Below are 24,733 nucleotides of genomic sequence, written 5' to 3'. Positions count from 1 at the left end.
ATTTAAAAACGTGCAGGTGAAAAAGGCGCACAATCAATATCAGCACGCTCCCCTGCGATCATTTGCGCAATTAAGCGCCCGGTTATCGGCCCCGTACTAAAGCCCACATGTTGGTGGCCAAACGCCAACCAAATATTCGCCTGCTGCGGACAAGGGCCGATCGCAGGCAAGGAGTCGGGCAGCGTCGGACGATTACCCTGCCACAAAGAGTCCGTCACAAGCTCGCCAAACGGCAATGCTTGGCGCGCAAACGGCATGACGTCAAATAACTGATCAGGCGAACACTGTGCGTCTTTGTCCTTTAGCTCTGAACCACTGGTGACACGGTAGCCTTGGCTGGTCAGCGTCATCACAAAAGACTTTTCGGCATCTAAAAATGGACGCTGTAAACGCTTCTCTGAGCGAACCGCAAAGTGTTGGTGGTAGCCGCGCTCAAAACACATGGGCAATGGCTTAGCGATACTTTTCAACAAATCATTGGACCAAGGTCCCGCCGCTAATACTAAACGGTCGGCGCGATAAAGATCAGCTTCACCGTGCAATACAACCTGCTCACCTTCACGCGACAAACGCGATACTTGATCGATCACTCGCTCACCGCCACGGGCGACAAACAAATCGATGTAGGCTTGTGTCACTTCTCCAGGATGATCCACTGAAGCGGTATCTTTAATGTGCAAACCACACTTATAAATAGGGTTTAGCGCCGGCTCCAACGCTTGGATTTGCGCTTCATCTAACTCTTGGTAAGCGATGCCAAGTTGCTTGTAAATCGATTGCTCATAGCCCGTAGAGTTTAGTCCATTGGGCGAGCGAAACAATTTCAACCAGCCACCTTCTTGCAAACGATGTAACTGCCCCGCTTGAGCCAACCACTTTTTATGCTCCGCCAAAGCAGGCTTTATCAGGCGATTAAGCGCGCGGATATTTTTATCGGAGTTGACTTCTAAGGACTGATACAGGAACTGCGCCGCCCAACCAGCGTTCTTTAACAAGTAGCGATAATCCAAGCGCACCCCTAAGCTTTTGTTAAAAGCATACTTGTGCAAGCTCGGGATTAAATTACGATTATTGATCAAAAAGGCCGAGCTGCGAGCAATCACACCAGCATTACCAAAGGACGTTTCTTTCACTTCACTTGAGCGGTCAATTAAAGTAACTTTATAGCCCTTCTCCAACAGGTTCAGCGCACAACTGACGCCCACAATACCTGCTCCAACTACGTAGACGCTAACCATCTAATGCCTCTATAAAAACTGAAAAACTATTACTAGGACGCAAAACACATGTCGAATTCAGAGCACACCTTTTCACTGGGTGTCATCATGCTTAATACACACTTTCCGCGTGTACTGGGGGATATCGGCAATCCTGACTCCTTTGATTTTGACGTGGTGTATCAACGTGTACCGTCGGCCACGGTCAGTGCCATCGTCAGCGCCAACGGCGTCGATCCTGCCACCAAACAAGATATTTTTGCGCGCTTAACTCAACTTGAACAGCAAGGTATCGACTTGATCGTAACCACCTGCGGCTTTTTAGGTGAAATGCAGCAAGAGCTGAAAGCTCATACCCGCACTCCGGTCCTCACCAGCTCGCTGCTGACCATCCCCTTTGCACGCAACTTTCTGTCTAACGCCGATGAGCAAATTGGCGTACTGACCTTTGATGCCAACAAACTAAACGAAAAGCACTTCGGTGGACACTTTGCCGCGGACATCGTCATCGGCGACATCCCTAAAGACGGCGAGCTTTATCAAACCATCCAACAAGATCGACCGACGCTTGATACCGCCAAAGCCGAAGCAGAAGTCGTCACGGCGGCCCAAGCACTGGTGGCAGCGCATCCTAATATCAAAGTGCTGATCCTAGAATGCACCAACCTTTCACCTTACCGCGCCGCGCTGGTCAAAGCGCTAGGCTTGCCTACGTTTGATATCATTCAAGCCATTGAGTGGTTCAAACAATCCAAAGTAATGGCGAACGCCTAAGCCACCACAATGCGATGAAGGCTTACTTCATCGCATTGGGTAAAAAGGTCGCCAGCTCCGGTATCCACACCATGATGAACACCGCCATGATCATCAGCAAAAACATCGGGAATGCGGCGCGCGCTATAAACGCCATGTTATGCCCCGTCATGGATTGCAGCACAAACAGATTAAAGCCAACTGGCGGCGTAATTTGCGCCATTTCCACCACGATCATCAGATAAATGCCGAACCAAATCATGTCAAAACCGGCTTGGCGCACCAGCGGCTCGATGACAGCCATAGTCAAAACGATGGAAGACAAACCATCCAAAAAGCAGCCTAAAATGATGTAGAAGACCGTCAAAATTACGATCAGCATTAACGGCGACAACTCCCAGCCACCGATTACTTCAGCCAAATGACGCGGCAAGCCGGTAAAACCCATTGCCAACGACAAAAAGTGCGCGCCCATCAGGATAAAGGCAATCATACTGGAGGTTTTGACGGCGCCCATTAGCGAGTCACGGAAACTTTGCCAATCCAAGCTCTTTTGCATCAGTGCAATCAGTAATGAACCAACGACGCCCAAAACCGCCGCTTCAGTTGCCGTCGCAATGCCGGCATAAATAGAACCAATCACGCAGATGATCAGCGCCACGATCGGGCTCAAACTAACCAGCGCCGAGGCCTTATCACGCCAGTTAAACGACAAATCATCGGTTTCGCCACTTTTACGGAAAAACGAGCTCAACGCCACATAGCCCATAAATAAGCCTGCCAGCATCAAACCAGGAATAATGCCCGCCATAAAGAGCTTGGCAATCGACTCATTTACTGTCACCGCGTAGATAATCAGCGATACCGAAGGCGGAATCAGCAAGCCTAGCGTGCCCGCACCGGCCAAGGTACCAACAATCATACGGTCGCTATAGCGACGCTTCTTCAGCTCAGGGATCGACATTTTACCGACCGTCGCAACCGTGGCGGCTGACGAGCCAGAGATCGCAGCAAACACCGCAGAGCCGGTGATGTTCACATGCAGCAACCCACCTGGTAAACGATACATCCAAGGCGTCAGACCTTTAAACAAGGTCTCTGATAACTTGGTGCGAAACAGGATTTCACCCATCCAGATAAACAGCGGCAAAGAGGTGAGTGTCCAAGAGGAAATCGAGCCCCAAATGGTAATGGCCATCGAATCACCCGTAGGACGACCAGTAAACAGCTCCATACCCACTATGGCACAGCCGATTAAGCTGGCACCGACCCAAATACCTGAGCCCAAAAGAAAAAACAGCACCGCAAGCAACGCCACGGCCAATAACATCTCATCCATTATAGCGCCTCTTCTTGAGCATTAGAGCTTGGGGCCTGCCCAGTCAGCAGCAACCAGCAGTATTCGAAAAATGAGTGCACCACACTGATCGCAAATAGAATCGTGCCCAGCGTGACGACGCTTTGTGGAATCCATAGCGGTAGCGCAATCGAGCCATCACTGACCTCATGAAAGTCCCATGAAAAATAGGTCAGGCGAATCATGTAATACGCGACATAAAGGGTGATTAGAGAGGTCATCAAGAGGGCAAAAACGGTAAAGCCACGCTGCTGCTTAACGCCCATTTTTTCGATAAACAAAGTGACTTGGATGTGCGCTTTATTGCGGAAGGTATACGCCAACGCCAGACAGTTGGCCGCGCCCATCAAGTAACCAGCAATCTCGGTCAAACCAGGCACGTAACCATCGAATAAACGAGTAACAATACTCAGAATGACGCACAAGGCCATCGAGACTAAACACAAAGCGGCGAGAGCACCAGAAAACTTATATAAGCCTTCTAATCCCTTGCCAATAGAACATAGAAACATAGAACAGATTCCGCGATAGGAAGTCGGACAAGGGCAGCGCTTGGCGCTACCCTTGTGGCATCTTACATAGCTTGATAAGCGTCGATTACCGCTTGGCCTTCCTCGCCTGCGTCTTCTAACCAATCATTGGTCATTTGCTCGCCAATCGCTTTTAACTCGTTTTTAAGCGTGTCACTGGCTTCTTGTACGGTCATGCCATTTTTCGCCAGTTCGCCTTTATACCAATCTGCCAACTCTTGCGCTTTTGCCCAGCCCTTTTGCTCTGCTTCTGCCGCTGCCGCCAAGATTACATCTTGCGTCTCTTGATCCAGCTGCTGCCACGCACGCTTGTTTACAAATACCATGTTTTTAGGCAACCAAGCTTTTACGTCGTACCAGTAATCAACGTGCTCCCAAAGCTTTTGATCGTAGCCTGTCGAACCTGATGACAGCATGCTTTCTGCCACGCCCGTCGCAAACGCTTGCGCCACTTCAGCGGCTTCTACTTTGGTAGGAATCGCGCCCATTAGTTCGGCGATGGTCGAAGTAGACGGATTGTAGGCACGGAATTTTAGTCCCTGCATGTCCGCGATTTCGTTGATCTCACGGTTGGCAAATAAGCCTTGTGGCGGCCATGGAATAGAGTACAACAACTTCAAGCGGTGTTTATCCAGCACCTCTTCTAAGGCTGGCTTGGAGGCTTGATACAAATCCCAAGACGAATCAAAATCCGTCGCCAAAAACGGAATCGCATCTAAAGAGTAGATCGCACTTTCGTTACTCAAGGCTGAAATCAAGCGCTCACCAATTGGCGCCAAGCCACGGCGTACCGCGCCATAAATCTCGCCACCCTTAAATAGAGAGCCCGAAGGGTGTGTCACGATCTCGACTTCATCCTGAGCGGCAGAAACCTGTTCGGCAAATTCTTTCGCGATCACAGAATGGTAATTGGTGGCCGAATAGGCCAATGGCATATCCCAAGTTTCAGCGGCCAGCGTCAGGCTTGATAAGCTAAGCGCTAACCCACCAACGGCTGCTTTAACACTCTTTTTAAATGTGTTTTTGTTCATGTTAATTTCCTTGAAGTGACATTTGGCTACCCTCAGAGACCCACATCTCTGATATCAGCGATGTCTGATAAAACGGCACCCTAGCGTTGATAGAGTAAATTGGGCGTATTGTATTAGTTTGTGCAAAGCTGTACGCCAAAAAAGCGCCGTTTTACATATTTTATGCACAATTTAGTCATTTAACGCTAAGCGATAGCAGTTTTTACCCGACATTTTTGCCAAATAAAGCGCCTCATCCACTTTGCGTAACGCATCACGATGCTCATTAGAGGCATGCTTGACCGCCCCCGCACTAATGGTGATCGGTCGCTCAAGACCAAATGGACGGCGTGCAACCTGCAGTAACAACTCGTCCAGACGTGCGGCCAAGGTAATCGCATCAGCGAGTCGCCAAATAATGACGAACTCCTCGCCACCCCAGCGCCCAACACAGCCTTCCTCCCCGACCACATCACGCATTTCTTGCGCCAAGCCGACCAACACTTCATCGCCCGCCATGTGCCCAAATTGATCATTCACATGCTTAAAGTCATCCACATCAACCATGACGAAGAACACCTCCGCCTCGGAGTTCAGCAGCTCATCTTCCATGTAACGACGATTATAAAGTCCAGTTAGGGCATCAGTGGTCGCCAACATCTGCAGCTTTTTATTAGAAGCTTGCAGCTGTTGTTGTGCCGCGCGGCGACTGGACTCGAAATAACAGGAAAACATGAACAGCAGCAGATAAATGGCCATCACATTCACCAGTGCGCTGGTAGTCCAAGGCGAATCCGACCAGCTGTATAGACCTTGCCAGCCAATCCATGCAACTAAGAGAAAATACGCGAGCGTATAGAGACTGCCCCACAGATAACCGAGTAAAAAGATACTCATTAACGGGCTGATAAGCGCCCAAGCGAAGTTATAGTTGATGTTGCCACGCTGATAGATGACCAATAGGCAGACGCTGGTCGCCATTAGTAGCAAGATAAAAGACGCCAATTGCACACGCTTTAGGCCTAGCAAAGCATACAAGGCAAACAATCCCAGCACAGTGCCACCCAAGTCGATGTAAAACATCACTGGATTATCAAAAATCACTGTGTTGTAGAAGCAGTAAAACGTGGTGATGGCCACACACGATAAGATGTAAATCAAGATTAAGCTAACGTGGCGGTACTGCTCATCATCCTTGCTGAGATTCAAATACTTCGCCAATACATACTGGAGCATGCACTCCCTCCACCCAAACGCTAAATAGCGCACTCATCCTTATGCCCAAGAATAAGCAGCATCCATGCCAAAGCTTGGAAGTATAGCCTAATTCTTCTTTTGTCGGGCATGGTAAACGGCAAAACCACGCGCTTTTGTAAGCACCGTATGCTTACTCAACGCGGCATCCATCAGCGGCGGGTAACGTAAAAAGTCATTCGCCACCACAAACAATTCACCATTAAGCGTCAAATGCTGTTTCACATTGATGAAAAAGCGCTCTGCGATCGAATAATCAGTACTCACGCCCGTGTGAAATGGCGGATTGGTGATCACATAGTTAAAGCGTCCTTTGACCTGCGCCAGACCATTGGACGCAATCAGCGTAAGCGCGTCATGACACTCATTGGCCGCAAAGGTAAGCTCAGTCGCCTTTAAGGCGAGCGCCGAGTCATCTAGCGCATGAATATGAGCGCCGGTCTGCTGGTGTAGCCACAAACTGATAATGCCATCGCCACAACCAAAATCGAGCAAACGCGCCTTGGCCACATCGCTCATAAAGCGATGTTGCTGAAGCTGCTCTAATAAGAGCGCGGTGCCTTTGTCTAATTTACCATGACCAAAGACACCAGGAATGCTACACAAGGTCAGCGTCTGGCCTGCCACTTCTTGTTGCCAAGTAGTGATCCACTCCTCAAACACAAACGGCTTCGCTGGCGCTTGTTTATATCCACTGTACAGCAAACAGTGCTTCGCGCTATCAAACTTACCCACGTCTTCAAGCGGCCCTTGTAAGCGCTTCATTGAAGACTTCACACCGCTCTTATTATCTCCCACTAGCCAAACTTGGCCGCCCTTGTTTAAAAGAGGCAAGGTTGCCGCCAGTAGATAATCCAACAGCTCTTTGGCTTTGGGCTGATAGATGATCACATGATCAAATTCTGTTCCTTTGCTGTCATCCCACGTGGCGCCAAAATGCAACGACTCAGCCCCCATGCCAGCTTGCTGCAAGCTCTCAAACACACTGTGAGATTGGCACCATGCAGACACTTGTGCCGCGTTCGCGAGCATCTGTGGATAACGGTCTTCAGGATTGGCAAATAAGACCTTGCCTTGAAACTGCTCGGCGTTTCGCTCAAGCAATAAACTAGGAGAATTAAGATTCATAGGTAATGGCTAACTCATTCATAGAAAGCGTCGACACTGGCGCCAATAAGCGATTCAAGCGCTCGGTCGCTAGGTCAGGTTGAGCCCTTGGATACACAGGCATCGGGCGATCATTGATCAGTGGTCCATGCCAACCGCGGGTTAAAGATAAAAAGTCGGTGATAAACGCATCGCCATGCTCAAAACAGCCTGACAAAATCACATCCACATAACTTAATGTTATGGGATAATTCACACATGGGTGGACGATTTCATTGGTGTGATACGCCCAGTAGGTGCCCTCTGGCAATGGCTCATCTTGGTATGCTTGCAACTGCTGCTTATCGATCTGAGCACGATGATAACCCTGCTCACGCTCATCAAATAACGGAAATTGATCCTCAGCCACTTCGATCAGCACGCCGTTACAGAACTTATCTTCGGCTTGCACGATGGCGACCGTGCTCATGCCAAGCTCTGGCGACATCACTGACCAATGACGCTCAAAGCCATGTAATTTAACCGGCCAAACTTGGCCCGTTTCACCGGTTTTGGCTCGACTTTCTGAACTGATGAGACTGCCGTAGCCAAGTATATAGTGGCGCTGCATAGTCGCTCCCATGGACGTGTGCAAAACAGAGATTTACGGCGGCGCGCCGCCGTTATTCGGAGTGAGGCCAGCTGCCGCTGGCCCGCTAGACATTAATGATGGGCGTGATCCGCTTGGTGTGCCCCGTGATCCATTGTTTCACCCTGGTGCTGAGAGTGATCCATCATCTTGTGTTTCATTGCCGGTGTGTAGCGTGCCATGTCCTCAGGCCCTAACACCGGAGCTTGCATAGCAATGCGCTCGCCGTCTTGCATGACCAAGGTAAAGTCAATCTGATCGCCCACCTTAATCGGCTGAGTCAGTCCCATCATCATGATGTGGTAACTACCTGGGCGTAACGCCACTTGCCCGTGAGCTGGCACAGTGACCGAAGCGACTTGGGACATTTTCATGGTGTCACCCTGCATTTCGCTTAAATGAATCTCGACAGTCTTGGCCGCATCACTTTCCACGCTGACCAAATGGCGTACTTGATCGCTGTGATTAGTCAAAGTTACATAAGCACCACTGGCAGGCGCCCCTGGTGGCATGGCACGTACGGCTGGTTGACTGATTTCGATATCACTGGCCAAAACCAAGGTGCTGGTTAAGGCAGCACAAACGGCCAGCATTTGGCGTAACACGCGCAAGGACATAGCAAAACTCCTTAAAAAATGGCGGCGCACAAACCTTCGCAGTGCGCATGCGACTAAGCACCACGACTGCGGTGCTAGCGACTAAAACAGCGGTATTGTAGGTAAAAGCTGGGCAAAAGGCGATCAAAGATCGCCCAGTAGCGCCTAAAGAGAAGGCCCGTCTAACAGCTTGCCCATACTGATGCGCGGCTCAACTTTAAAGCCAAGGGACTCATAAAAGGCAATCAGATCGGGGTTGTTAATTTCACGGACTTGAAGATTGACCTTAATGCAGCCCAATGACTGCAAGGTATCAAATGCAGACTTGATCAAATCTGTGCCAATGCCTTTACGACGGTGCTCAGGATGCACTGCCACGGCATACAACCAGCCACGATGACCGTCATAGCCCAGCATACATGCCCCCACCATGACACCTTCTTCCCATGCGACTAGGATTAAATCGTCCACATCCAGCTTAGTGGGTAGCATAGAGCGCGGCGCATTGTGTGACGGATCGTCCGGAAAGACCATCTCCCACAGCTCAACAAGAGGCTCTAAATCGATTGGCTGTACCCTTCTTATTGTCATCACATCATCTCCTCTTGGTACACCTTCTTCACTTCAATATATACAAAACTGGTGCGCTTGCCCATGGCGCACCAATTTTGTTCGCTGATAATGTACAAAAGTTATACGAATGTCTTAGGCAATTGTCTCACTAAAACAAGAAGCTGCTACCGACAAACAGTAACAGCACGGCAAACAGTTTTTTTAGCAAGCCGGAATCCAAACTGTGTGCCAAACGAGCGCCCAAGCGCGCACTGAACATACTGGTCGCCGCGATCCCCACTAATGCCGGCAAATAGACATAACCAATGCTGTTATCAGGCAAATCAGCGTGGCCGTAACCAGTGACCATAAAAGTCAACGCTCCCGACAATGCGATCGGTAGACCACAGGCCGCAGATGTGGCCACCGCCTGCTTCATTTCTGTTCCTTTCCAAGACAAAAATGGCACCATCAAAGAACCGCCACCAATGCCAAAGATCGCCGAGGCCCAACCAATAATACCGCCGGCACCGACCAATGTTGGCTTAGCCACAGGTTTAGGATCGCCCTTTGGACGCCAGCCAAACCACATTTGAAACGCCATAACGATGGCAAACACACCAATGATCTGCTGCAAATCTTCGCCTGGAATCAGCGATGCTGTGACACCCCCCAAAGCGCTGCCCACTAAAATACCTCCGGCTAACCAAGTCACCAACGGCCACAACACCGCGCCTTTTTTGTGGTGCGCTAATACCGAATTGATTGAGGTAAACAAAATGGCCGCAAGGGAGGTCCCGACTGCCAAGTGTGTCAGTACTTCTGGTGCTACCCCTTGCGCCGCAAAACTAAACACCAACACCGGCACAATAATCAGACCGCCACCGATACCAAATAAGCCTGCCAACACACCAGAGCATGCGCCCAATACCAAATACATTAAAAAATCCACGCGCCGTGTACTCCCAAAACACAAAAAAAATCGCCACTATTGTACGCTTGTTCAGGCGCAATAGCCCATCTATCAAGCGCATACAGGTAAGAGCATTCACCCTAGTTGCGTCATCCTTTAGCGAGATTTTGGGCGCATCGCGAACTCTTACCTGACCTAGAGGTCTGTATCAGGGTAAAATGCGTATAAGACACACTGCTAACCAAAGAAAGATTGACCTATGAAAGCGCTGAGCAAAGCTGAAATCATTTTTTACATCGCTGCCTTCTTATCTATTTTCGGCGTTGCTGCCATTGTCAAAATGGTGCACTCAGAAGATCCCCTGCCGGATGCTCTGGGTCCCTGTAACTTAGACACCGGGCACTGCATGTTGCAAACGGGGCCAGAGCGCCTGAGTAGCGCTACCATTCAGTTTGATGACGGCATTCGCCTTAATCGTCGTATCGACACCACGCTGGAGCTGCCTAGCGCACTGCAAAATGCTCAAGAAGTCACCCTCGTATTAGAAGGTCGTGACATGTATTTGGGGGTTTACGAATACCCACTGCGCAAACTACCTGATAACACTTGGACCAACAAAGTGGTGGTGCCATTGTGTACCGACGAACGTATGCAGTGGGTGTTAAAAGTGCAGTTGGTCGATGCTATGGGGCGTGACCAAGAGTGGGCGTACTTGTTTGATATTGAAAACCCCAATGAAGCGCTTTAGTAGCGCCATCTAATCCGCGTATTATTACGCGGTTTTGGGGGAAAGAAGCGTTGGCTCATCACTGGCCACAACGCCATCACGCCCAGTGTGTTTGGCCTGATAGAGTCGCTCATCCACGTGACTAAAAAAGCGACTAGGACAGCACGCTTCACTAGGCGTGATTTCAGCTAAACCCGCGCTCACCGTTAGGTAAGGCGCCACTGGCGAACGCTCATTGGCCAAGGCCATCTGCCGCAGTTCATCCAGCAGCTGCTGCATCTGTTGTTCGGCAACGGCCAGCGCAGTATTGCGCCAAATAATGGCAAACTCTTCACCGCCACAGCGGGCGCAAAATTGTCCCTGCGCCTGTGTGTGACGCTCCAATAACCGAGCAAACTGACTTAAGCACTCATCCCCCACGGCATGCCCGTAAGTATCGTTCAACACTTTAAAGTAATCCAAATCGATAAACGCCAAACACAGTGGCTGCTGATGCTCGCGGGATGTCTCCCATACAGCGTTAAATTCTCGCTCAAATGCACGTCGATTGGCGATATCCGTCAGGGCGTCAATATTGGCTAAGCGCTCCGCCTTTTGCTCGGCTAACTTGCGCTCGGTGACATTTTGATGCGCGACTACCAGAAACAGCTGCTCACAATGCCAAAATGGAGTCACACGCATGATGAACCAACGCTGTTGGTCTGGGCTATGGCAGGGGTATTCTAAGGTAAATTCTGACTCGGTTTGGGCGATGACCGCACGAATACCTTGGCTCGCTTGGATACCAAAATCATCACCATTGGCGGCGGCCGCATCGCAGACATCTAGATAGTTCACCTGTTGCCAAACGCTTTGCAAGTCACAGGCATTCAGGTCTGCAAACGCCTTCCAACTTTCGTTAACAAAGACGATTTGTCCTTGCTCATCAATCACGGCAAGGTGGTCGGTCATCGAGTCGATTACCGAGCTTAAAAACTCAAATAATGCCTGCACACATGTCCTTATTATTAAAAAGTTTGGCCCACAAATCCTTAGGCAAGAATCCATATTGTAGACCGCATTGTCTGTAAACAATAAGAAAAGCCGCATCAAGTTGCCCTGATGCGGCTAGCGTTCTTTAGGGTACTAAGGCCCTTATACGCTTAGAAAAAGCCCATTGGATTAGTGTCGTAGCTGACCAAGAGATTTTTTGTTTGCTGATAATGATCGAGCATCATCTTATGGTTTTCACGGCCAACGCCGGACTTCTTGTAGCCACCAAACGCCGCGTGCGCAGGATACTGATGGTAGCAATTGGTCCACACACGCCCCGCTTCAAGCGCTCGCCCGACACGGTAGGCGCGGTTCATATCTCGCGTCCAAAGGCCGGCTCCCAAGCCAAACTCACTGTCATTAGCGATCTCGATGGCATCCGCTTCGTCTTTAAAAGTCGTCACCGAGACCACTGGGCCAAAGATTTCTTCTTGGAACACGCGCATCTTATTGTGACCTTTTAGCAGCGTTGGCTCGATGTAATACCCCTTATCAAAGCCTTCACCGACTTGGGCAATGTTGCCACCCGTCAGCACTTCAGCGCCTTCTTGACGGCCGATTTCAATGTATTCCAAGATTTTCTCGTACTGCTGTTGTGACGCTTGCGCCCCAACCTGCACCTCAGTGTCGAGCGGGTTACCGCGCTTGATCTTAGCCGCACGCTCCAACACCATGCCCATAAAGTCATCGTAAATGCTTTCTTGAATCAAAGCTCGCGATGGGCAAGTACACACCTCACCTTGGTTGAAGAAGGCCAATGCTAAGCCTTCGGCACACTTCTCAAGGTATTCAGGCTCTTGCTGCAAAATGTCTTCAAAGAAGATATTAGGCGACTTACCGCCAAGCTCTACCGTCGACGGAATAATATTGTCCGCCGCGTATTTCATGATTTGACCGCCCACAGGCGTAGAGCCAGTGAAGGCAATCTTGGCGATACGCGTACTTGTCGCCAGCGCTTGGCCGACTTCGCGCCCAAAACCATTGACCACATTCAACACACCAGCTGGGATTAAATCACCGATCAGCTCTAGGATTTTCAAGATCGAGATAGGCGTTTGCTCGGCTGGTTTAAGCACCACACAGTTACCTGCTGCAAGTGCGGGAGCCAGTTTCCAAGCGGCCATCAGCATCGGGAAGTTCCACGGAATGATTTGTCCAACCACCCCAAGCGGTTCTTGAAAATGGTAAGCCACGGTGTCTTGGTTAAGATCACTGATACCACCTTCTTGCGCGCGAATCACGCTGGCAAAATAGCGGAAGTGATCCACGGTCAGTGGCACATCTGCGGCCAGTGTTTCACGCACCGCTTTACCATTGTCCCAAGTTTCGGTTACCGCTAGCATCTCATGATTGGCTTCGATGCGATCGGCAATTTGCAATAGCATATTGGCGCGATCGGTGACCGAGGTCGCTGCCCAGCTGGCTTTCGCCGCATGCGCTGCATCGAGCGCCAACTCAATATCCGCCTGATCTGAGCGCGGCACCTGTGTGTACACTTCACCCGTAACAGGGCTGACATTATCAAAGTACTGGCCATTGACTGGTGCCACCCATTGGCCATTGATGTAATTTTCGTAGCGAGTGTTAAAAGAAACGACTGAGCCTGGTTGGCCCGGTTGTGCGTAGATCATGTTGCTCTCCCATCAGAGTCTAACTGTGTTCACCGGTCACCTTTGCACTGGGCCGATGGCGCTATCCGTTAAGATGGTGAGCATTGTATTTATTTCTTTTACGATGATAATCTAGCGATTCGTTAAATCACTTTTGCATATATGTAACAATGTTTCACTGGGAAGGCATCGCCGAATTCGTCACCGTGGCCGATGAAGCCAGCTTCACCGCCGCCGCTAAAATCTTAGATATTTCTACCGCTCAAGTGAGTCGTAAACTCACAGCCTTAGAGCAACGTTTGGGAGCCAAGCTGGTTCGCCGCACCACGCGCCATGTCTCCTTGACGGATGTGGGGATTATTTATTACCAGCACTGTAAGCAATTGCTGCAAGGCCTTGAGCAAGCAGATCAGGCGGTGATCAATATGTCTGGTGTGCTGACAGGACATTTAAAAGTCACCGCTGCCAGTACCTACGGTGAAAAGCGCATTGCGCCGCTGATCAATGATTTTATGGCGCTGCACGAACAACTCACTATTGAATTAGTACTCAGCAATGAGCGTTTAGACTTGGTACGCGATGGGTTTGATTTAGCGATCCGCTTGGGCAAATTAGAGGATTCCAGCATGATCGCAAAGAAGCTGGACACGCGCGTACAACATCTGTGCGCAACACCCGCCTACCTCGAAAAATACGGCACACCGACTCAGTTATCACAGTTACAGCATCATAATTGCTTACTAGGCAGCACCGATTATTGGCGTTTTTGTCATGGCGGAAAGCACCACAAACTGCACCCAAAAGGCACTATCTCCTGCAATAATGGCAATGCGCTGCTGGATGCAACCCTGAAAGGCATGGGCTTAGCGCAATTGCCAGATTACTATGTACAAGATTATCTGGACCGTGGCGAGCTGGTCACGGTATTAGACGAATACCGTGAACCCGAAGATGGTATTTGGGCGGTCTACCCGTACAGTCAATATCCGTCACCCAAGGTGACACAGCTGGTCGACTTTTTAAAACACGCGATGTAAAGACGCGCTAGTGGCTGTCGCACAAATACTTTTGGTACAAGTCAGTGACTGGCGCCTCAAACAACTCTTTGACGGCCGCCTTCGCGTCGACCATATCCACCACATTAAAATGCCGTGACAACGCTTTGCGTCCAAAAAAGTCCAAAAAGCCTGGGCGCACCACCACGTCGACGTCCAGCCGGCCACGGCCTTTCGAGACTGGCACAAATTGAATGCTGGCATAGGGAAGCTGATCGCCATCACGACGCACAAAATGGAAGTGCCCCTTTTCACCACGAACGTGGGCGAGCGCCAATTCGCGCTCCCAAGGGTACTCATCGATCAGTAGACATACCTCGTCAAAGGTATCGATTTCTAAATCGTAAGACACCAGCTGTTGCTGAAAATTATGCTGCTGGTAACTGACTGTAATAATGGCCATAAACACTCCTTGCTTGACCGTTATATCCTTATAATCATTAAGCCCCTTTACTATAGACCACTTACTATTGATGTAAACCTAACCGCCCATGATTTACACAAAAGGTTGACCCGACCCAATTTACATCGCGCCTGCATTGTTACGCTCTGCCCTAGTATATTATTTGGCTTAGTCAGCGCTTTGCTTTACCTTATGGGGCAAAATTGATTGGTTAGGTGTGAAGTAATCGTGCAGCAGGATGTTCTCTCATTAATTGAGCAAAATTACCCGTCGTTATCGCCCTCAGCGCGCGCCATAGCGAACTATCTCCAACAGCACCCGCTGGCGATTGTCAGCCAGACCTCGGCTCAGATTGCCGAGCAAACCGGCACTTCTAAGGCCACCGTCAGTCGTTTCTTCCGCCAACTTGGCTTCGAATCACAGCAAGATGCCAAGCAAGCACAACTCGCCTTGCGCCAAAGCGGCGTGCCCGTGATGACCCACGATCAAAGCATCGACCAGACCGCGACTGAGCTTAATAACTTGGCGCAAACTTTTGCGGGGCTAAACCCTGAGACACTCGCTGCCGTTAGCCAACAAATCGCCCACGCCAGCCGCGTGACCTTAATCGGCTTTCGCAACTCTTACCCAGTGGCTCTGCATTTTCGCCAGCAACTGCAACAGATTCGCCCAGCCGTGCGCCTATTACCCCAGCCAGGGCAAACATTAGGCGAAGACATTCACGATATTTTAGAAGATGAAGTGGTGATTCTGTTGGGCTTTCAGCGTCGCACCAAAGCGTTTAAGTCTATTATCAACGCCCTGACTGGCCGCAACGTGATTCTCATCACCGACCCGACAGGCCAAGTGTATAACCAACACGCCAACCATATTTTGATCTGTCACCTTGGTAACGAAAACCCATTTTACAGCTACGCTGCTCCGATGAGCCTCGTCTCTATGCTCTGCAACCAAGTCTACGAACAGCTGGGCGAAACCGCGCAACTGCGCACTCAATCGATCTCAAATCTGTACCACGACTTGGATGAACTGGAAGGTTAATTAGCCCAAGGGGCCGCCAAGGATAGTTTTGGCCAAGCCAGACATAATGCCAGCGCCAGTTTCGGTACGCAGCTCTTGGTACCAAGCTTGCGTCGTCTCACGGTCAAAACCGTGAGTCACATGACAGCGTTGGCGTGCTTTGAGCACAAGATCTTTGACGCGCTCTAAGCGACCGCTTTGGTAACATTGCAGCGCGCCTTCGATATCGCAACTGGCGGCGAAGCAATGCCCCAATACCACAGAGTCTTCCAGCGCAGCGCAGCCGCCTTGGCCGATATCTGGCGTGGTGCTATGGCCCGCATCACCAAGCAATGCAACACGGCCTTTCACCAATGAACTAAATGGCTCGACGTCGTGGATTTCAATACGATTGGTGGTCTCAGGATTGATGGCATCGATTAGGCGTTGAACCGGTTCAGCCCAGCCTTCGAAGTAACCTTTTAGGTCATTTACCACCGTTGAGCGGTCTTCTGGTAAATCTTTTGGCAACGGCACATCAAAGAAGAAGTAGAAGCGATTGCCAGCAATTGGCATCACAGAAACACGTTTGCCATCGGCAACAAACATAGTCCACTGGTCGGCTGGGGCAATGGCTTCATCGATTTCGACTAAGCCATTCCAATTCACATACCCCGCATAGCGACGCTCGACTTTACGGCCTAATACATATTCTCGAGCGATAGAGTGCGCGCCATCGGCCGCGATCATAAAATCACCCTGAGCAGCGGAGCCATCGGTAAAGGTCGCGGTCACGCCGTCTTCATCTTGCGTCACGCATTCCAAGCGTTTGCCAAACTGGACTTTATCGCGCCCCCACCAGTCAATCATGCGTGTCTGCAGATGGGCGCGCGAGACAGGACATGGACGCTCGCCCACTTCGTCGACTAAAGGTTTTAAACTAAAGCGTGTCATCTGGGCAGAGCTGAAACCTTCAAGGTAAGCCATATTGTGTAGTGGACCACCGAGGTCATCCATGATGTCCCCCATGCCTAAGTGATTCATGCATTTAACGCCATTGGACCAAATCGAGATCGCCGCACCCACTGGCTTCATCTCTTTGACCGCCTCAAATATCTCGCATTCTATGCCTTGTTGATGCAAAGCAGCGGCAGCAGACATTCCGCCAATACCAGCACCAATAATGATCGCTTTCATACCGCACTCCTTTAGCCCATTGCTCAATGTAACGGCTATCAAGAATCGTGCCCAAGCTTTAAAGGCCACTATTTTCTATTACAAACAATAAGTTAAGAATTAAACAAAACGGGCCAAGTGATTTCGCCAACCACTCACGCACCAATAAGGTGCTCTATTAGCTGCCACGATAAGTGCTATAAGAGTACGGCGTCACTAGCAGTGGTACGTGATAGTGACTGGCTTCATCCGCGATGCCAAAGCGCAGTACCACCACGTCAAGAAAGCGTGGTTCAGGCATCTCAACGCCTTGCTTGGCAAAGTAATCACCTATGGCAAACTCTAGTTCGTAGCGCCCGACTTGGAAGCTGTCGCCTTCTATCAGTGGCGCATCACAGCGGCCATCGTCATTGGACAGCGCTCGCTGCACCACGCTTCGGGTGCCATCGTCTGCCAGTTGAAAGAGCGTAATCGCCACACCAGCCGCCGCAAGACCATGTGTTGTATCTAAGATATGTGTCGTTAAATATCCCATCGAGCCTCCCATAGACTGCTTGATAACCACTATGTAGGATAAAAATTAGCGCTTCATCGCTACAGAGATTACGCTCAAAACTCTAGCAGCGCCAAATACAAATACAGATATCACAGCTCACAGGAGTGTGTATGGACACCACAGAGACAGCGTTACTTGATCAAGATAAGCCAAGCTTTATCAAGCAGTTGAAGGACATCTACGAACACTCTAAATGGGTCGCCGAGGCACTTTATGAGCAACGCGACACGCTTAACCAGCATCCTGAAGGCATCCAAATAGCGGTGCAAAGCGCGCTGCGCGATATCGTCGAAGCCGCCGACCACAACACTCAGCTAGCGCTGCTGCGAGCACACCCCGATTTGGCCGGAAAAGCCGCATTAGCAGGCGAACTCACCGATGCCTCCAGCAACGAGCAAGCGGGCGCCGGGCTTGACCAACTCTCCCCTCCGGAACTGGAGCGTTTCTTAGCGCTTAATGAAAGCTACCGCGACAAGTTTGGTTTTCCCTTCATTATGGCAGTGAAGGGCGCGAGCAAAGATCAAATCCTCGAAGCCTTCGAAGCACGCCTTCCCAACACTGTTGCAACAGAGTTTCGTTATGCCCTGAATGAAGTACATAAAATCGCAGGTTTTCGCTTGGCAGCGCTGCCGGACTCTCTGTGGGCACAGCCATCATGCTAAATCAGCCTATTTGCGACAGGGATTGAAGCGAAGCGTTTCGCACCTTTCGTTTCAGTTGACAAATATTAGAAACAATTGTTTCATACTGCCAAGCAAAGGAGCGACTTATGAAACACGCAATCGTCCAAAACCCGTTTTTACGCCTACCAGAACACTTCTCCCCGACGGTGGTGGCTGCCTCTGAGCAATCACTTGCAGGTATGCGTTTAGCGGTGAAAGATTTGTTTCATATGGAAGGTTTGCCAACCACAGCTGGTAACCCAACGTGGCTCGCTACCCATGATCAACCAACAGCAACCGCATCGAGCGTGAGCACCTTGCTAAGCGCAGGCGCGCAGTTCGTCGGAAAGACGATTACCGACGAATTGGCTTACAGCCTAAACGGGCAAAATATTCATTACGGCACACCAGAAAACCCAATTAACCCAGAGCGTTTACCGGGTGGTTCGTCATCAGGCTCGGCGGTCGCGGTTTCTGGCAAGCTGGCTGAGATTGGTTTGGGCACGGATACCGGCGGTTCCATTCGTGTGCCATCAAGCTACAACGGCTTGTTTGGTTTACGCCCGACTCACAGCGCCATCGCGATGGATAACATGGTGGCGTTAGCTCCGTCTTTTGACACGGTTGGCTTTATGACCCGTAGCCTTGATGAGCTGATCAAGGTTGCTAAAACTTTGCTACCGAATCAACAACCACTGCTTGCTAAAACACTGATTTCCAAAGTATTAATCGAACAAGTTGAACACAAAGACGCGCTACTTAAGCAGCTAGACACATGGGCAGATCAAGGCAAGCTCAACATAGATGAAAGCCTTGAAATCGACCCAGTGTACTGGCAAACCGGTGCAACCTTCCGCACCCTACAAGGGGCGGAAATTTGGCAAACTCACGGTGAGTGGATCACACAAAACGATCCTGATTTTGCGCCAGACATCGCCAGCCGCTTTGAGTGGACGAAAACCATCAGTACAGACGACGTCAGCGACGCCAAAGCACAACAAGCGAAGTTTCGCGCATGGCTTGATGAACAGCTGGAAGGTGCCGTCTTGATACTGCCAACCACACCAGGTCGTTCGCCACTTTTAACGATGAAAGACAATGAGTTAGCCGATTACCGTAACCAGCTTTTAGAGCTGACGGCGATCGCTGGTCTATGCGGTCTCCCACAATTGCACTTACCCGTTTGTGAGATCGATGGCGCACCGTGTGGCCTATCCCTAATAGGCCCTCGCGGTAGCGACCTAAGTTTGTTAGCCCTAGCCAAAGAACTAATGGAGTAACGCATGTCTTCGATTTCACCTTCTATTGCCTTTACCGCACCACATCACGAGGCGACCAAAGCCGGTCAGGCTATTCTTGAACAAGGCGGCACTGCTATTGAAGCGATGGTCGCTGCGGCAGCAACCATTGCGGTGGTGTACCCACACATGAACGGTTTAGGTGGCGACGGTTTTTGGCTGATCAGCGAACCGGGTAAAGCGCCAATTGGCATCGATGCCTCTGGTAAAGCGGCGCAACTGGCGACATTAGACTTCTTCCAAGGCGACGATGCGATCCCTGCACGCGGCGGTAAAGCAACCGTGACTATGGCGGGCGCGGTAGCGGGTTGGCAAAAAGCCTTAGACATCAGCGCCTTCTGGCAAGCGCCTAAGTCATTAAGCGAACTGCTGCAAAATGCCATCGATCATGCAGAGAATGGCATTGAAATTACAGAAAGCCTGCAAGCTGCCAGCCAAAAAGTACATAACGATTTAGCCTCTCTACCGGGCTTCGTACAGTTTTTAGATCAAGGTGAAACACTGACTCACGGTAACCGCTTAACCCTAAGCACTTTGGCGCAAACGTTAAAACACCTAGCAGAAATCGGCTTAGACGATTTCTACCACGGCACAGTGGCAGAGAAGCTGGCGGCCGACCTTGAAGCGGCTGGCTCGCCGATTCGCTTGGCGGATTTTCACGATTACCGCGCCGAACAAGTGACGCCATTAAGTGTGGAGACAGGTGTAGGCAAACTTTACAACCTGCCGGCACCGACGCAAGGCATTGCTTCCTTGATCATCTTGGCACTGTACGATCGCATTCATCAGCTAGGCGATGGCGGTGAAACCGATATGGCGCACCTACTGATCGAAGCCACCAAGCAAGCCTTTATCGCTCGCAACGAATACGTCACTGACCCAGCGCGTTTAAGCGTTGAACTACAAGAGTTACTGAGCGATGAAAGCCTAGCGTCCATGGCTGACAAGATTACCATCGACCAAGCCCAAGTATGGCCACACCCAGCGAAACACGGCGACACCATTTGGATGGGCTGCTGTGACAGCGAAGGCCGTATGGTGAGCTACATCCAAAGTCTTTACTGGGAATTTGGCAGCGGCATCGTCAGCCCAAGCACTGGCATTGTGTGGAACAACCGCGGCTCATCGTTCAGCCTTGAAAAAGGCCATTTGCAAGAACTTAAGCCGAATTTAAAGCCATTTCACACCCTAAACCCTGCTTTTGCAGAACTTAACGATGGCCGTCGTATCAGTTACGGCACCATGGGTGGCGAAGGCCAACCACAAACCCAAGCGGCGTTGTTCAGCCGTTACGTGTACCACAAGCAACCACTGGCCCAGAGCATTGCCGCAGGCCGTTGGTTACTCGGTCGTACATGGGGAGATGTGAGCCACAACTTAAAAGTGGAAAGCGATTTCGCGGCGGAAGCCGCAGAGACATTGATTGCCCGCGGCCATGACCTAGTCGCCGTGCCAGCGTGCAATGAATTAATGGGCCATGCGGGCGCTGTCGTGTTGTTCCCTGAGGGCAATACCGACGCCGCAACCGACCCACGCAGTGATGGTTTAGCCGTTTCTTCGGCTAGCTACTCAGGTTAAGTCATTTGGCCTGAAATGCGTCGAAGTTGATTATGAAAGCGCCGGCTCGCAAATAGAAAGTCATTCAGACTGAGCCGCCAATTAGGTTATGGCCGCCGGCTGGCAGACATCCCTGTCTGCGACAGCCTACCCAGCCCATCCATGGGCTGGTGCTTGCCATAACCTAATTGGCTGTCTCACTAGATGAAGTACGTATTCAATGGGATCAAAACAATTCTAGAGGCCAGCAATCAGGATGATTGCGTAGGCTTAATCGGCACATGGATGTGCCGTCTAAGCCGGGCCGAAGAATTCGTTTTGATTCCAATCAAACACAACAGTCCCTAAGCAGGAGTTAAAAAGTAGATGTCATTCATAATGGAAAACTATTCCATGATTTTAGCCATGATGGGCACAGGCGTAGTCGCGGGTATCTTGGCAGGTCTTTTAGGTGTTGGTGGCGGTATCGTAATCGTGCCGGTGCTGTTTTTCTTGTACCAAGGCTTAGGTGTTAGTGCTGATACAGCAATGCTAGTGGCGACCGCTACATCTCTAGCCACGATTATCCCAACGTCGATCAGCTCGATCCGGGCCCACAACGCCAAAGGCAATGTGGATTTCCAACTACTTAAGTTTTGGGGCGTGTTTATTTTTGCTGGCGTGATGATCGGCTCATACGTGGTGACGCGCGTGGAAGGCCAATGGCTAACACTGCTATTCGGTGTGATTGCGACTCTGTCTGCACTCAATATGTTGCTGGGTAAGAAAGACGCTTTTTTCCAGTCTCTTCCAGGTAAAGGTGGTCAAAGTATCATCGCGACTTGCATTGGTTTCTTCAGCTCTATGGTGGGTATCGGTGGCGGTACGCTAACCGTGCCTACTCTGACTTTCTGTAACTACCCAGCACACCGTGCTGTCGGCACAGCCGCGGCGGTAGGTCTGATTATTTCTCTGCCAGCGGCGGTCACTATGTTGATCGCAGGTCAAACGCCAGTGGATTCACCATTCGGTACTTTCGGTCTAGTAAACCTTGTCGGCGCAGCCTGCATTATCCCACTGACCGTTTTGTTCGCACCAGTCGGTGCGGGCCTTGCCAACCGTTTGAACGCGGCCATGTTGAAAAAAGTGTTCGCGGTAACACTGATTTTCACTGGCCTAAGAATGCTTTACCAAGTTTTAGCGTAGGAGCTATTCATGCAACCTCTACAATTTCCACCACGTTTGCTAATGGGTCCAGGCCCAATCAACTGTTACCCAAGTGTGTTGCAAGCCATGTCAACGCAGTTAGTCGGTCAATATGACCCGACGATGACGAGTTACATGAACGAAGTGATGGCGCTGTACCGTCAGGTCTTCAATACGCAAAACGAACAAACTTTCCTAATCGATGGTACGTCTCGTGCGGGCATCGAAGCGTCTTTGGTGTCTGTGCTTGAGCCTGGTGATAAAGTGCTTGTGCCAATCTTCGGTCGTTTCGGTCATCTTCTAACAGAGATCGCGGAACGCGCCGACGCGGAAGTACACACCATTGAAGTGCCTTGGGGTGAAGTCTTCGATCCACAACAAATCGAAGAAGCGATCAAACGCGTACAACCAAAAGTATTAGCCATTGTTCAAGGCGATACCTCAACGACTATGCTGCAGCCATTAAATGAAATCGGCGGCATCTGTCGTGCCCACGATGTGTTGCTGTACACGGACGCGACGGCTTCTATCGGTGGTAACCCATTTGATATGGACGCGTGGCAAATTGACGCAGTCTCTGTTGGTCTACAGAAATGTCTTGGCGGACCATCTGGTAGCGCGCCAGTAAGCTACAGCGATCGTTTTGTTTCCGCTGTTCGCAAGCGCCACCATGTGGAAGCGGGTATCCGTGATGCACACCATACAGAGTCCGCTGGTTCTCGCATTCGCTCGAACTACTTCGATCTTGGCATGATTATGGATTACTGGGGCGAAGAGCGTCTAAACCACCACACGGAAGCGGCAACTATGCTGTTTGGCGCACGCCAATGTGCCGTGGAACTGCTACGCGAAGGCCAAGACTCAGTGATCGCTCGTCACCAATTAGCAGGCAATGCCATGCTTCAAGGTATTAAAGCGATGGGCTTGAAGCCATACGGTGATCTAAGCAACAAAATGAGCAATGTGGTTGGCGTTCATATCCCTGACAATGTTGATGGCGAGAAAGTACGTCACGATATGCTCAACATATTTAACATCGAAATCGGCACGAGCTTTGGCCCATTAAAAGGCAAAGTATGGCGTATCGGTACCATGGGCTACAACGCACGCCAAGACGCTGTTTTGCACACGCTTCAGTCTCTTGAAACCGTGCTTCGCGGCCAAGGTTTTGCTCTGCCAAATGGTGAAGGTGTCGACACAGCGATGGCAGTATATGCGGCAACGCAAAAGGCCAGCCTATGATGGATTTCAAACGCCTTGGCCAAGCCGTCATGGAGCGCTTGGAGACGCTTGGCAAGATTAGCCAAGCGTCTGAATACCTTGATCGACGCTACCTGACGGAGCAACATAAAGAAGCCAATCAATTGGTAGGTAGCTGGATGGAAGCCGCAGGCATGCAAACTTGGCAAGATCAAGCAGGCAACCTGTGGGGGCGCTTTGAGGCGGAAGATGCCAACGCACCGCGTTTTATTATGGGCAGCCATTTAGACACGGTACCCAACGGTGGCAAATACGATGGCATGCTTGGCGTGGTTGCGCCAGTGACCTTGATCGAAGCCTTCCAAGCAGAAGGTATTCGTCTGCCTTTCCATTTGGATATCGTGGGCTTTGGTGACGAAGAAGGCACTCGCTTTGGTTCAACTCTGCTAGGTAGCCGCGCCTTAACCGGTCAATGGCCCGCGAGCTGGGCCGAGCTAAAAGACGATGACGGTATTAGCCTTGCCGAGGCGCTGGAAAACTTCGGTTTAAGCTTTGATAAAGTGTCTGAAGCGGCCATTTCTACGGACAATTTGAAAGGCTACCTTGAGCTGCATATCGAGCAAGGCCCTGTTTTAGAAGAGAAAAACCTTCCCGTAGGTGTGGTCAGTGCCATCGCTGGCGCTAAACGTTTTGAGTTTACCGTTACCGGTATGGCCGGTCATGCGGGCACTGTACCAATGCCAATGCGTCTAGACGCACTAGCAGCCAGCAGTGAAATGATTTTAGCGGTGGAAACCGTTGCCAAAGAACATGGCGTGGTGGCGACTGTGGGCCAGATCAGCAACCGCCCAAATGGCGTCAATGTGATCTCTGGCAAAACCGTTTTCTCATTGGATATTCGTAGCGAACACGACCAACAACGTGATGATGCTTTGGCCGATATCATGGAGCGTTTGGCGAATATCGCCGCAAAACGCAACGTAACGTTAGAACATCAGCAAACTCACAGCGCCAACGCCGTGCATTGTGATGCCAAGCTGCAAAGCGTGTTGCGTGATGCCATCGCCGCGCAAAATATCGACGTACACACCTTATTCTCTGGTGCTGGACACGATGCCATGGCGATTGCAGATATTTGCCCTGTGGCGATGCTGTTTATGCGCTGTGATAAAGGCATTAGCCACCATCCGGCGGAAGCCATTATGACCGAAGATGTGGTCGCGACTTTAGCGGTGTTAAGCCATACATTGCAGAGTTTGAAATAGGTTTTTGGATTGACGAGCTAGGGCACAACGCCTCGCTCCCGGAGCAGGCTCTGCAGCTATAAGGGGGCAGATCCCTTTAACGAAAACACTC

25 protein-coding genes are annotated in these 24,733 nt (G+C 50.6%); 10 read left to right on the top strand and 15 right to left on the bottom strand.

Features of this window, described 5'->3' with window-relative positions:
- Positions 1–2: 2 nt before the first annotated feature.
- Positions 3–1,238 (bottom strand): NAD(P)/FAD-dependent oxidoreductase, encoded by a 1,236-nt coding sequence (locus tag JQX58_RS07065; RefSeq protein ID WP_204146132.1) that lies wholly within the window; start codon positions 1,236–1,238, stop codon positions 3–5.
- A 48-nt stretch (positions 1,239–1,286) separates the two neighbouring features.
- Between JQX58_RS07065 and JQX58_RS07060 the strand changes: the two genes are divergently transcribed.
- On the top strand, positions 1,287–1,991 hold the full coding sequence (locus JQX58_RS07060) for an aspartate/glutamate racemase family protein (protein WP_204146131.1): 705 nt from the start codon (positions 1,287–1,289) through the stop codon (positions 1,989–1,991).
- A 22-nt stretch (positions 1,992–2,013) separates the two neighbouring features.
- Here JQX58_RS07060 and JQX58_RS07055 read toward each other — a convergent pair whose 3' ends face one another.
- From JQX58_RS07055 to JQX58_RS07015, 9 genes are all read right to left on the bottom strand, one after another.
- Positions 2,014–3,309: a TRAP transporter large permease gene (locus JQX58_RS07055; RefSeq protein WP_204146130.1), complete on the bottom strand. Its 1,296-nt coding sequence runs from the start codon at positions 3,307–3,309 to the stop codon at positions 2,014–2,016.
- Positions 3,309–3,839, bottom strand: coding sequence for a TRAP transporter small permease (locus JQX58_RS07050; protein WP_204146129.1), 531 nt, complete (start codon positions 3,837–3,839; stop codon positions 3,309–3,311). Before JQX58_RS07050 ends, JQX58_RS07055 begins: the two co-directional genes overlap by 1 nt.
- Before the next feature lie 62 nt (positions 3,840–3,901).
- Positions 3,902–4,888 (bottom strand): TRAP transporter substrate-binding protein, encoded by a 987-nt coding sequence (locus JQX58_RS07045; RefSeq protein WP_204146128.1) that lies wholly within the window; start codon positions 4,886–4,888, stop codon positions 3,902–3,904.
- 171 nt (positions 4,889–5,059) lie between these two features.
- Entirely contained in the window at positions 5,060–6,103 is a 1,044-nt protein-coding gene (locus JQX58_RS07040; RefSeq protein ID WP_204146127.1) for a GGDEF domain-containing protein, read from the bottom strand.
- Between the two features lie 87 nt (positions 6,104–6,190).
- Positions 6,191–7,249: a class I SAM-dependent methyltransferase gene (locus tag JQX58_RS07035; protein ID WP_204146126.1), complete on the bottom strand. Its 1,059-nt coding sequence runs from the start codon at positions 7,247–7,249 to the stop codon at positions 6,191–6,193.
- Complete coding sequence (locus JQX58_RS07030) at positions 7,239–7,838, bottom strand: gamma-glutamylcyclotransferase family protein (protein WP_239090210.1); 600 nt, start codon at positions 7,836–7,838, stop codon at positions 7,239–7,241. Before JQX58_RS07030 ends, JQX58_RS07035 begins: the two co-directional genes overlap by 11 nt.
- A gap of 92 nt (positions 7,839–7,930) precedes the next feature.
- Positions 7,931–8,473: a copper chaperone PCu(A)C gene (locus JQX58_RS07025; protein ID WP_204146124.1), complete on the bottom strand. Its 543-nt coding sequence runs from the start codon at positions 8,471–8,473 to the stop codon at positions 7,931–7,933.
- Positions 8,474–8,617: 144 nt separating this feature from the next.
- On the bottom strand, positions 8,618–9,043 hold the full coding sequence (locus tag JQX58_RS07020) for a GNAT family acetyltransferase (RefSeq protein WP_204146123.1): 426 nt from the start codon (positions 9,041–9,043) through the stop codon (positions 8,618–8,620).
- 130 nt (positions 9,044–9,173) lie between these two features.
- Positions 9,174–9,956 (bottom strand): TSUP family transporter, encoded by a 783-nt coding sequence (locus tag JQX58_RS07015; RefSeq protein WP_204146122.1) that lies wholly within the window; start codon positions 9,954–9,956, stop codon positions 9,174–9,176.
- A 220-nt stretch (positions 9,957–10,176) separates the two neighbouring features.
- Between JQX58_RS07015 and JQX58_RS07010 the strand changes: the two genes are divergently transcribed.
- Positions 10,177–10,665, top strand: coding sequence for a hypothetical protein (locus tag JQX58_RS07010; RefSeq protein ID WP_204146121.1), 489 nt, complete (start codon positions 10,177–10,179; stop codon positions 10,663–10,665).
- Positions 10,666–10,689: 24 nt separating this feature from the next.
- Here the strand turns inward: JQX58_RS07010 and JQX58_RS07005 are convergent, their stop codons facing one another.
- Together JQX58_RS07005 and exaC are read right to left on the bottom strand one after the other, a co-directional pair.
- A complete protein-coding gene (locus JQX58_RS07005; protein WP_204146120.1) occupies positions 10,690–11,637 on the bottom strand; it encodes a diguanylate cyclase domain-containing protein in 948 nt (315 codons plus the stop codon).
- Between the two features lie 149 nt (positions 11,638–11,786).
- Positions 11,787–13,307, bottom strand: a complete 1,521-nt coding sequence (exaC, locus tag JQX58_RS07000) for an acetaldehyde dehydrogenase ExaC (RefSeq protein WP_204146119.1) — start codon at positions 13,305–13,307, stop codon at positions 11,787–11,789.
- A gap of 149 nt (positions 13,308–13,456) precedes the next feature.
- Here exaC and JQX58_RS06995 point away from each other — a divergent pair, with 149 nt between their 5' ends.
- Positions 13,457–14,323 (top strand): LysR substrate-binding domain-containing protein, encoded by an 867-nt coding sequence (locus JQX58_RS06995; protein ID WP_204146118.1) that lies wholly within the window; start codon positions 13,457–13,459, stop codon positions 14,321–14,323.
- A 7-nt stretch (positions 14,324–14,330) separates the two neighbouring features.
- Here JQX58_RS06995 and JQX58_RS06990 read toward each other — a convergent pair whose 3' ends face one another.
- Positions 14,331–14,744, bottom strand: coding sequence for a hypothetical protein (locus tag JQX58_RS06990; RefSeq protein WP_204146117.1), 414 nt, complete (start codon positions 14,742–14,744; stop codon positions 14,331–14,333).
- 228 nt (positions 14,745–14,972) lie between these two features.
- Here JQX58_RS06990 and JQX58_RS06985 point away from each other — a divergent pair, with 228 nt between their 5' ends.
- Positions 14,973–15,785, top strand: coding sequence for a MurR/RpiR family transcriptional regulator (locus JQX58_RS06985; protein WP_338040699.1), 813 nt, complete (start codon positions 14,973–14,975; stop codon positions 15,783–15,785).
- Here the strand turns inward: JQX58_RS06985 and hpxO are convergent, their stop codons facing one another.
- Positions 15,786–16,940: an FAD-dependent urate hydroxylase HpxO gene (gene hpxO, locus JQX58_RS06980; protein ID WP_204146115.1), complete on the bottom strand. Its 1,155-nt coding sequence runs from the start codon at positions 16,938–16,940 to the stop codon at positions 15,786–15,788.
- 157 nt (positions 16,941–17,097) lie between these two features.
- Positions 17,098–17,454: a hydroxyisourate hydrolase gene (uraH, locus tag JQX58_RS06975; RefSeq protein ID WP_204146114.1), complete on the bottom strand. Its 357-nt coding sequence runs from the start codon at positions 17,452–17,454 to the stop codon at positions 17,098–17,100.
- A gap of 131 nt (positions 17,455–17,585) precedes the next feature.
- Between uraH and uraD the strand changes: the two genes are divergently transcribed.
- From uraD to JQX58_RS06945, 6 genes are all read left to right on the top strand, one after another.
- Positions 17,586–18,137, top strand: coding sequence for a 2-oxo-4-hydroxy-4-carboxy-5-ureidoimidazoline decarboxylase (gene uraD / locus JQX58_RS06970; protein ID WP_204146113.1), 552 nt, complete (start codon positions 17,586–17,588; stop codon positions 18,135–18,137).
- A gap of 107 nt (positions 18,138–18,244) precedes the next feature.
- Complete coding sequence (locus JQX58_RS06965) at positions 18,245–19,417, top strand: amidase (RefSeq protein WP_204146112.1); 1,173 nt, start codon at positions 18,245–18,247, stop codon at positions 19,415–19,417.
- Positions 19,418–19,420: 3 nt separating this feature from the next.
- Entirely contained in the window at positions 19,421–21,013 is a 1,593-nt protein-coding gene (locus JQX58_RS06960; protein WP_204146111.1) for a gamma-glutamyltransferase family protein, read from the top strand.
- A gap of 345 nt (positions 21,014–21,358) precedes the next feature.
- Complete coding sequence (locus JQX58_RS06955; protein ID WP_204146110.1) at positions 21,359–22,177, top strand: sulfite exporter TauE/SafE family protein; 819 nt, start codon at positions 21,359–21,361, stop codon at positions 22,175–22,177.
- Between the two features lie 9 nt (positions 22,178–22,186).
- Positions 22,187–23,419, top strand: a complete 1,233-nt coding sequence (locus JQX58_RS06950) for a pyridoxal-phosphate-dependent aminotransferase family protein (protein WP_204146109.1) — start codon at positions 22,187–22,189, stop codon at positions 23,417–23,419.
- Positions 23,416–24,642: an allantoate amidohydrolase gene (locus tag JQX58_RS06945; protein WP_204146108.1), complete on the top strand. Its 1,227-nt coding sequence runs from the start codon at positions 23,416–23,418 to the stop codon at positions 24,640–24,642. The genes JQX58_RS06950 and JQX58_RS06945 overlap by 4 nt, the downstream gene beginning before the upstream one ends.
- Positions 24,643–24,733: the final 91 nt, after the last annotated feature.

It is taken from the genome of Marinomonas ostreistagni, assembly GCF_016888445.1.
Lineage (GTDB): Bacteria > Pseudomonadota > Gammaproteobacteria > Pseudomonadales > Marinomonadaceae > Marinomonas > Marinomonas ostreistagni.
Note: the sequence above shows the minus strand (reverse complement) of the source record. Positions and strands in the feature narration are given on the sequence as shown.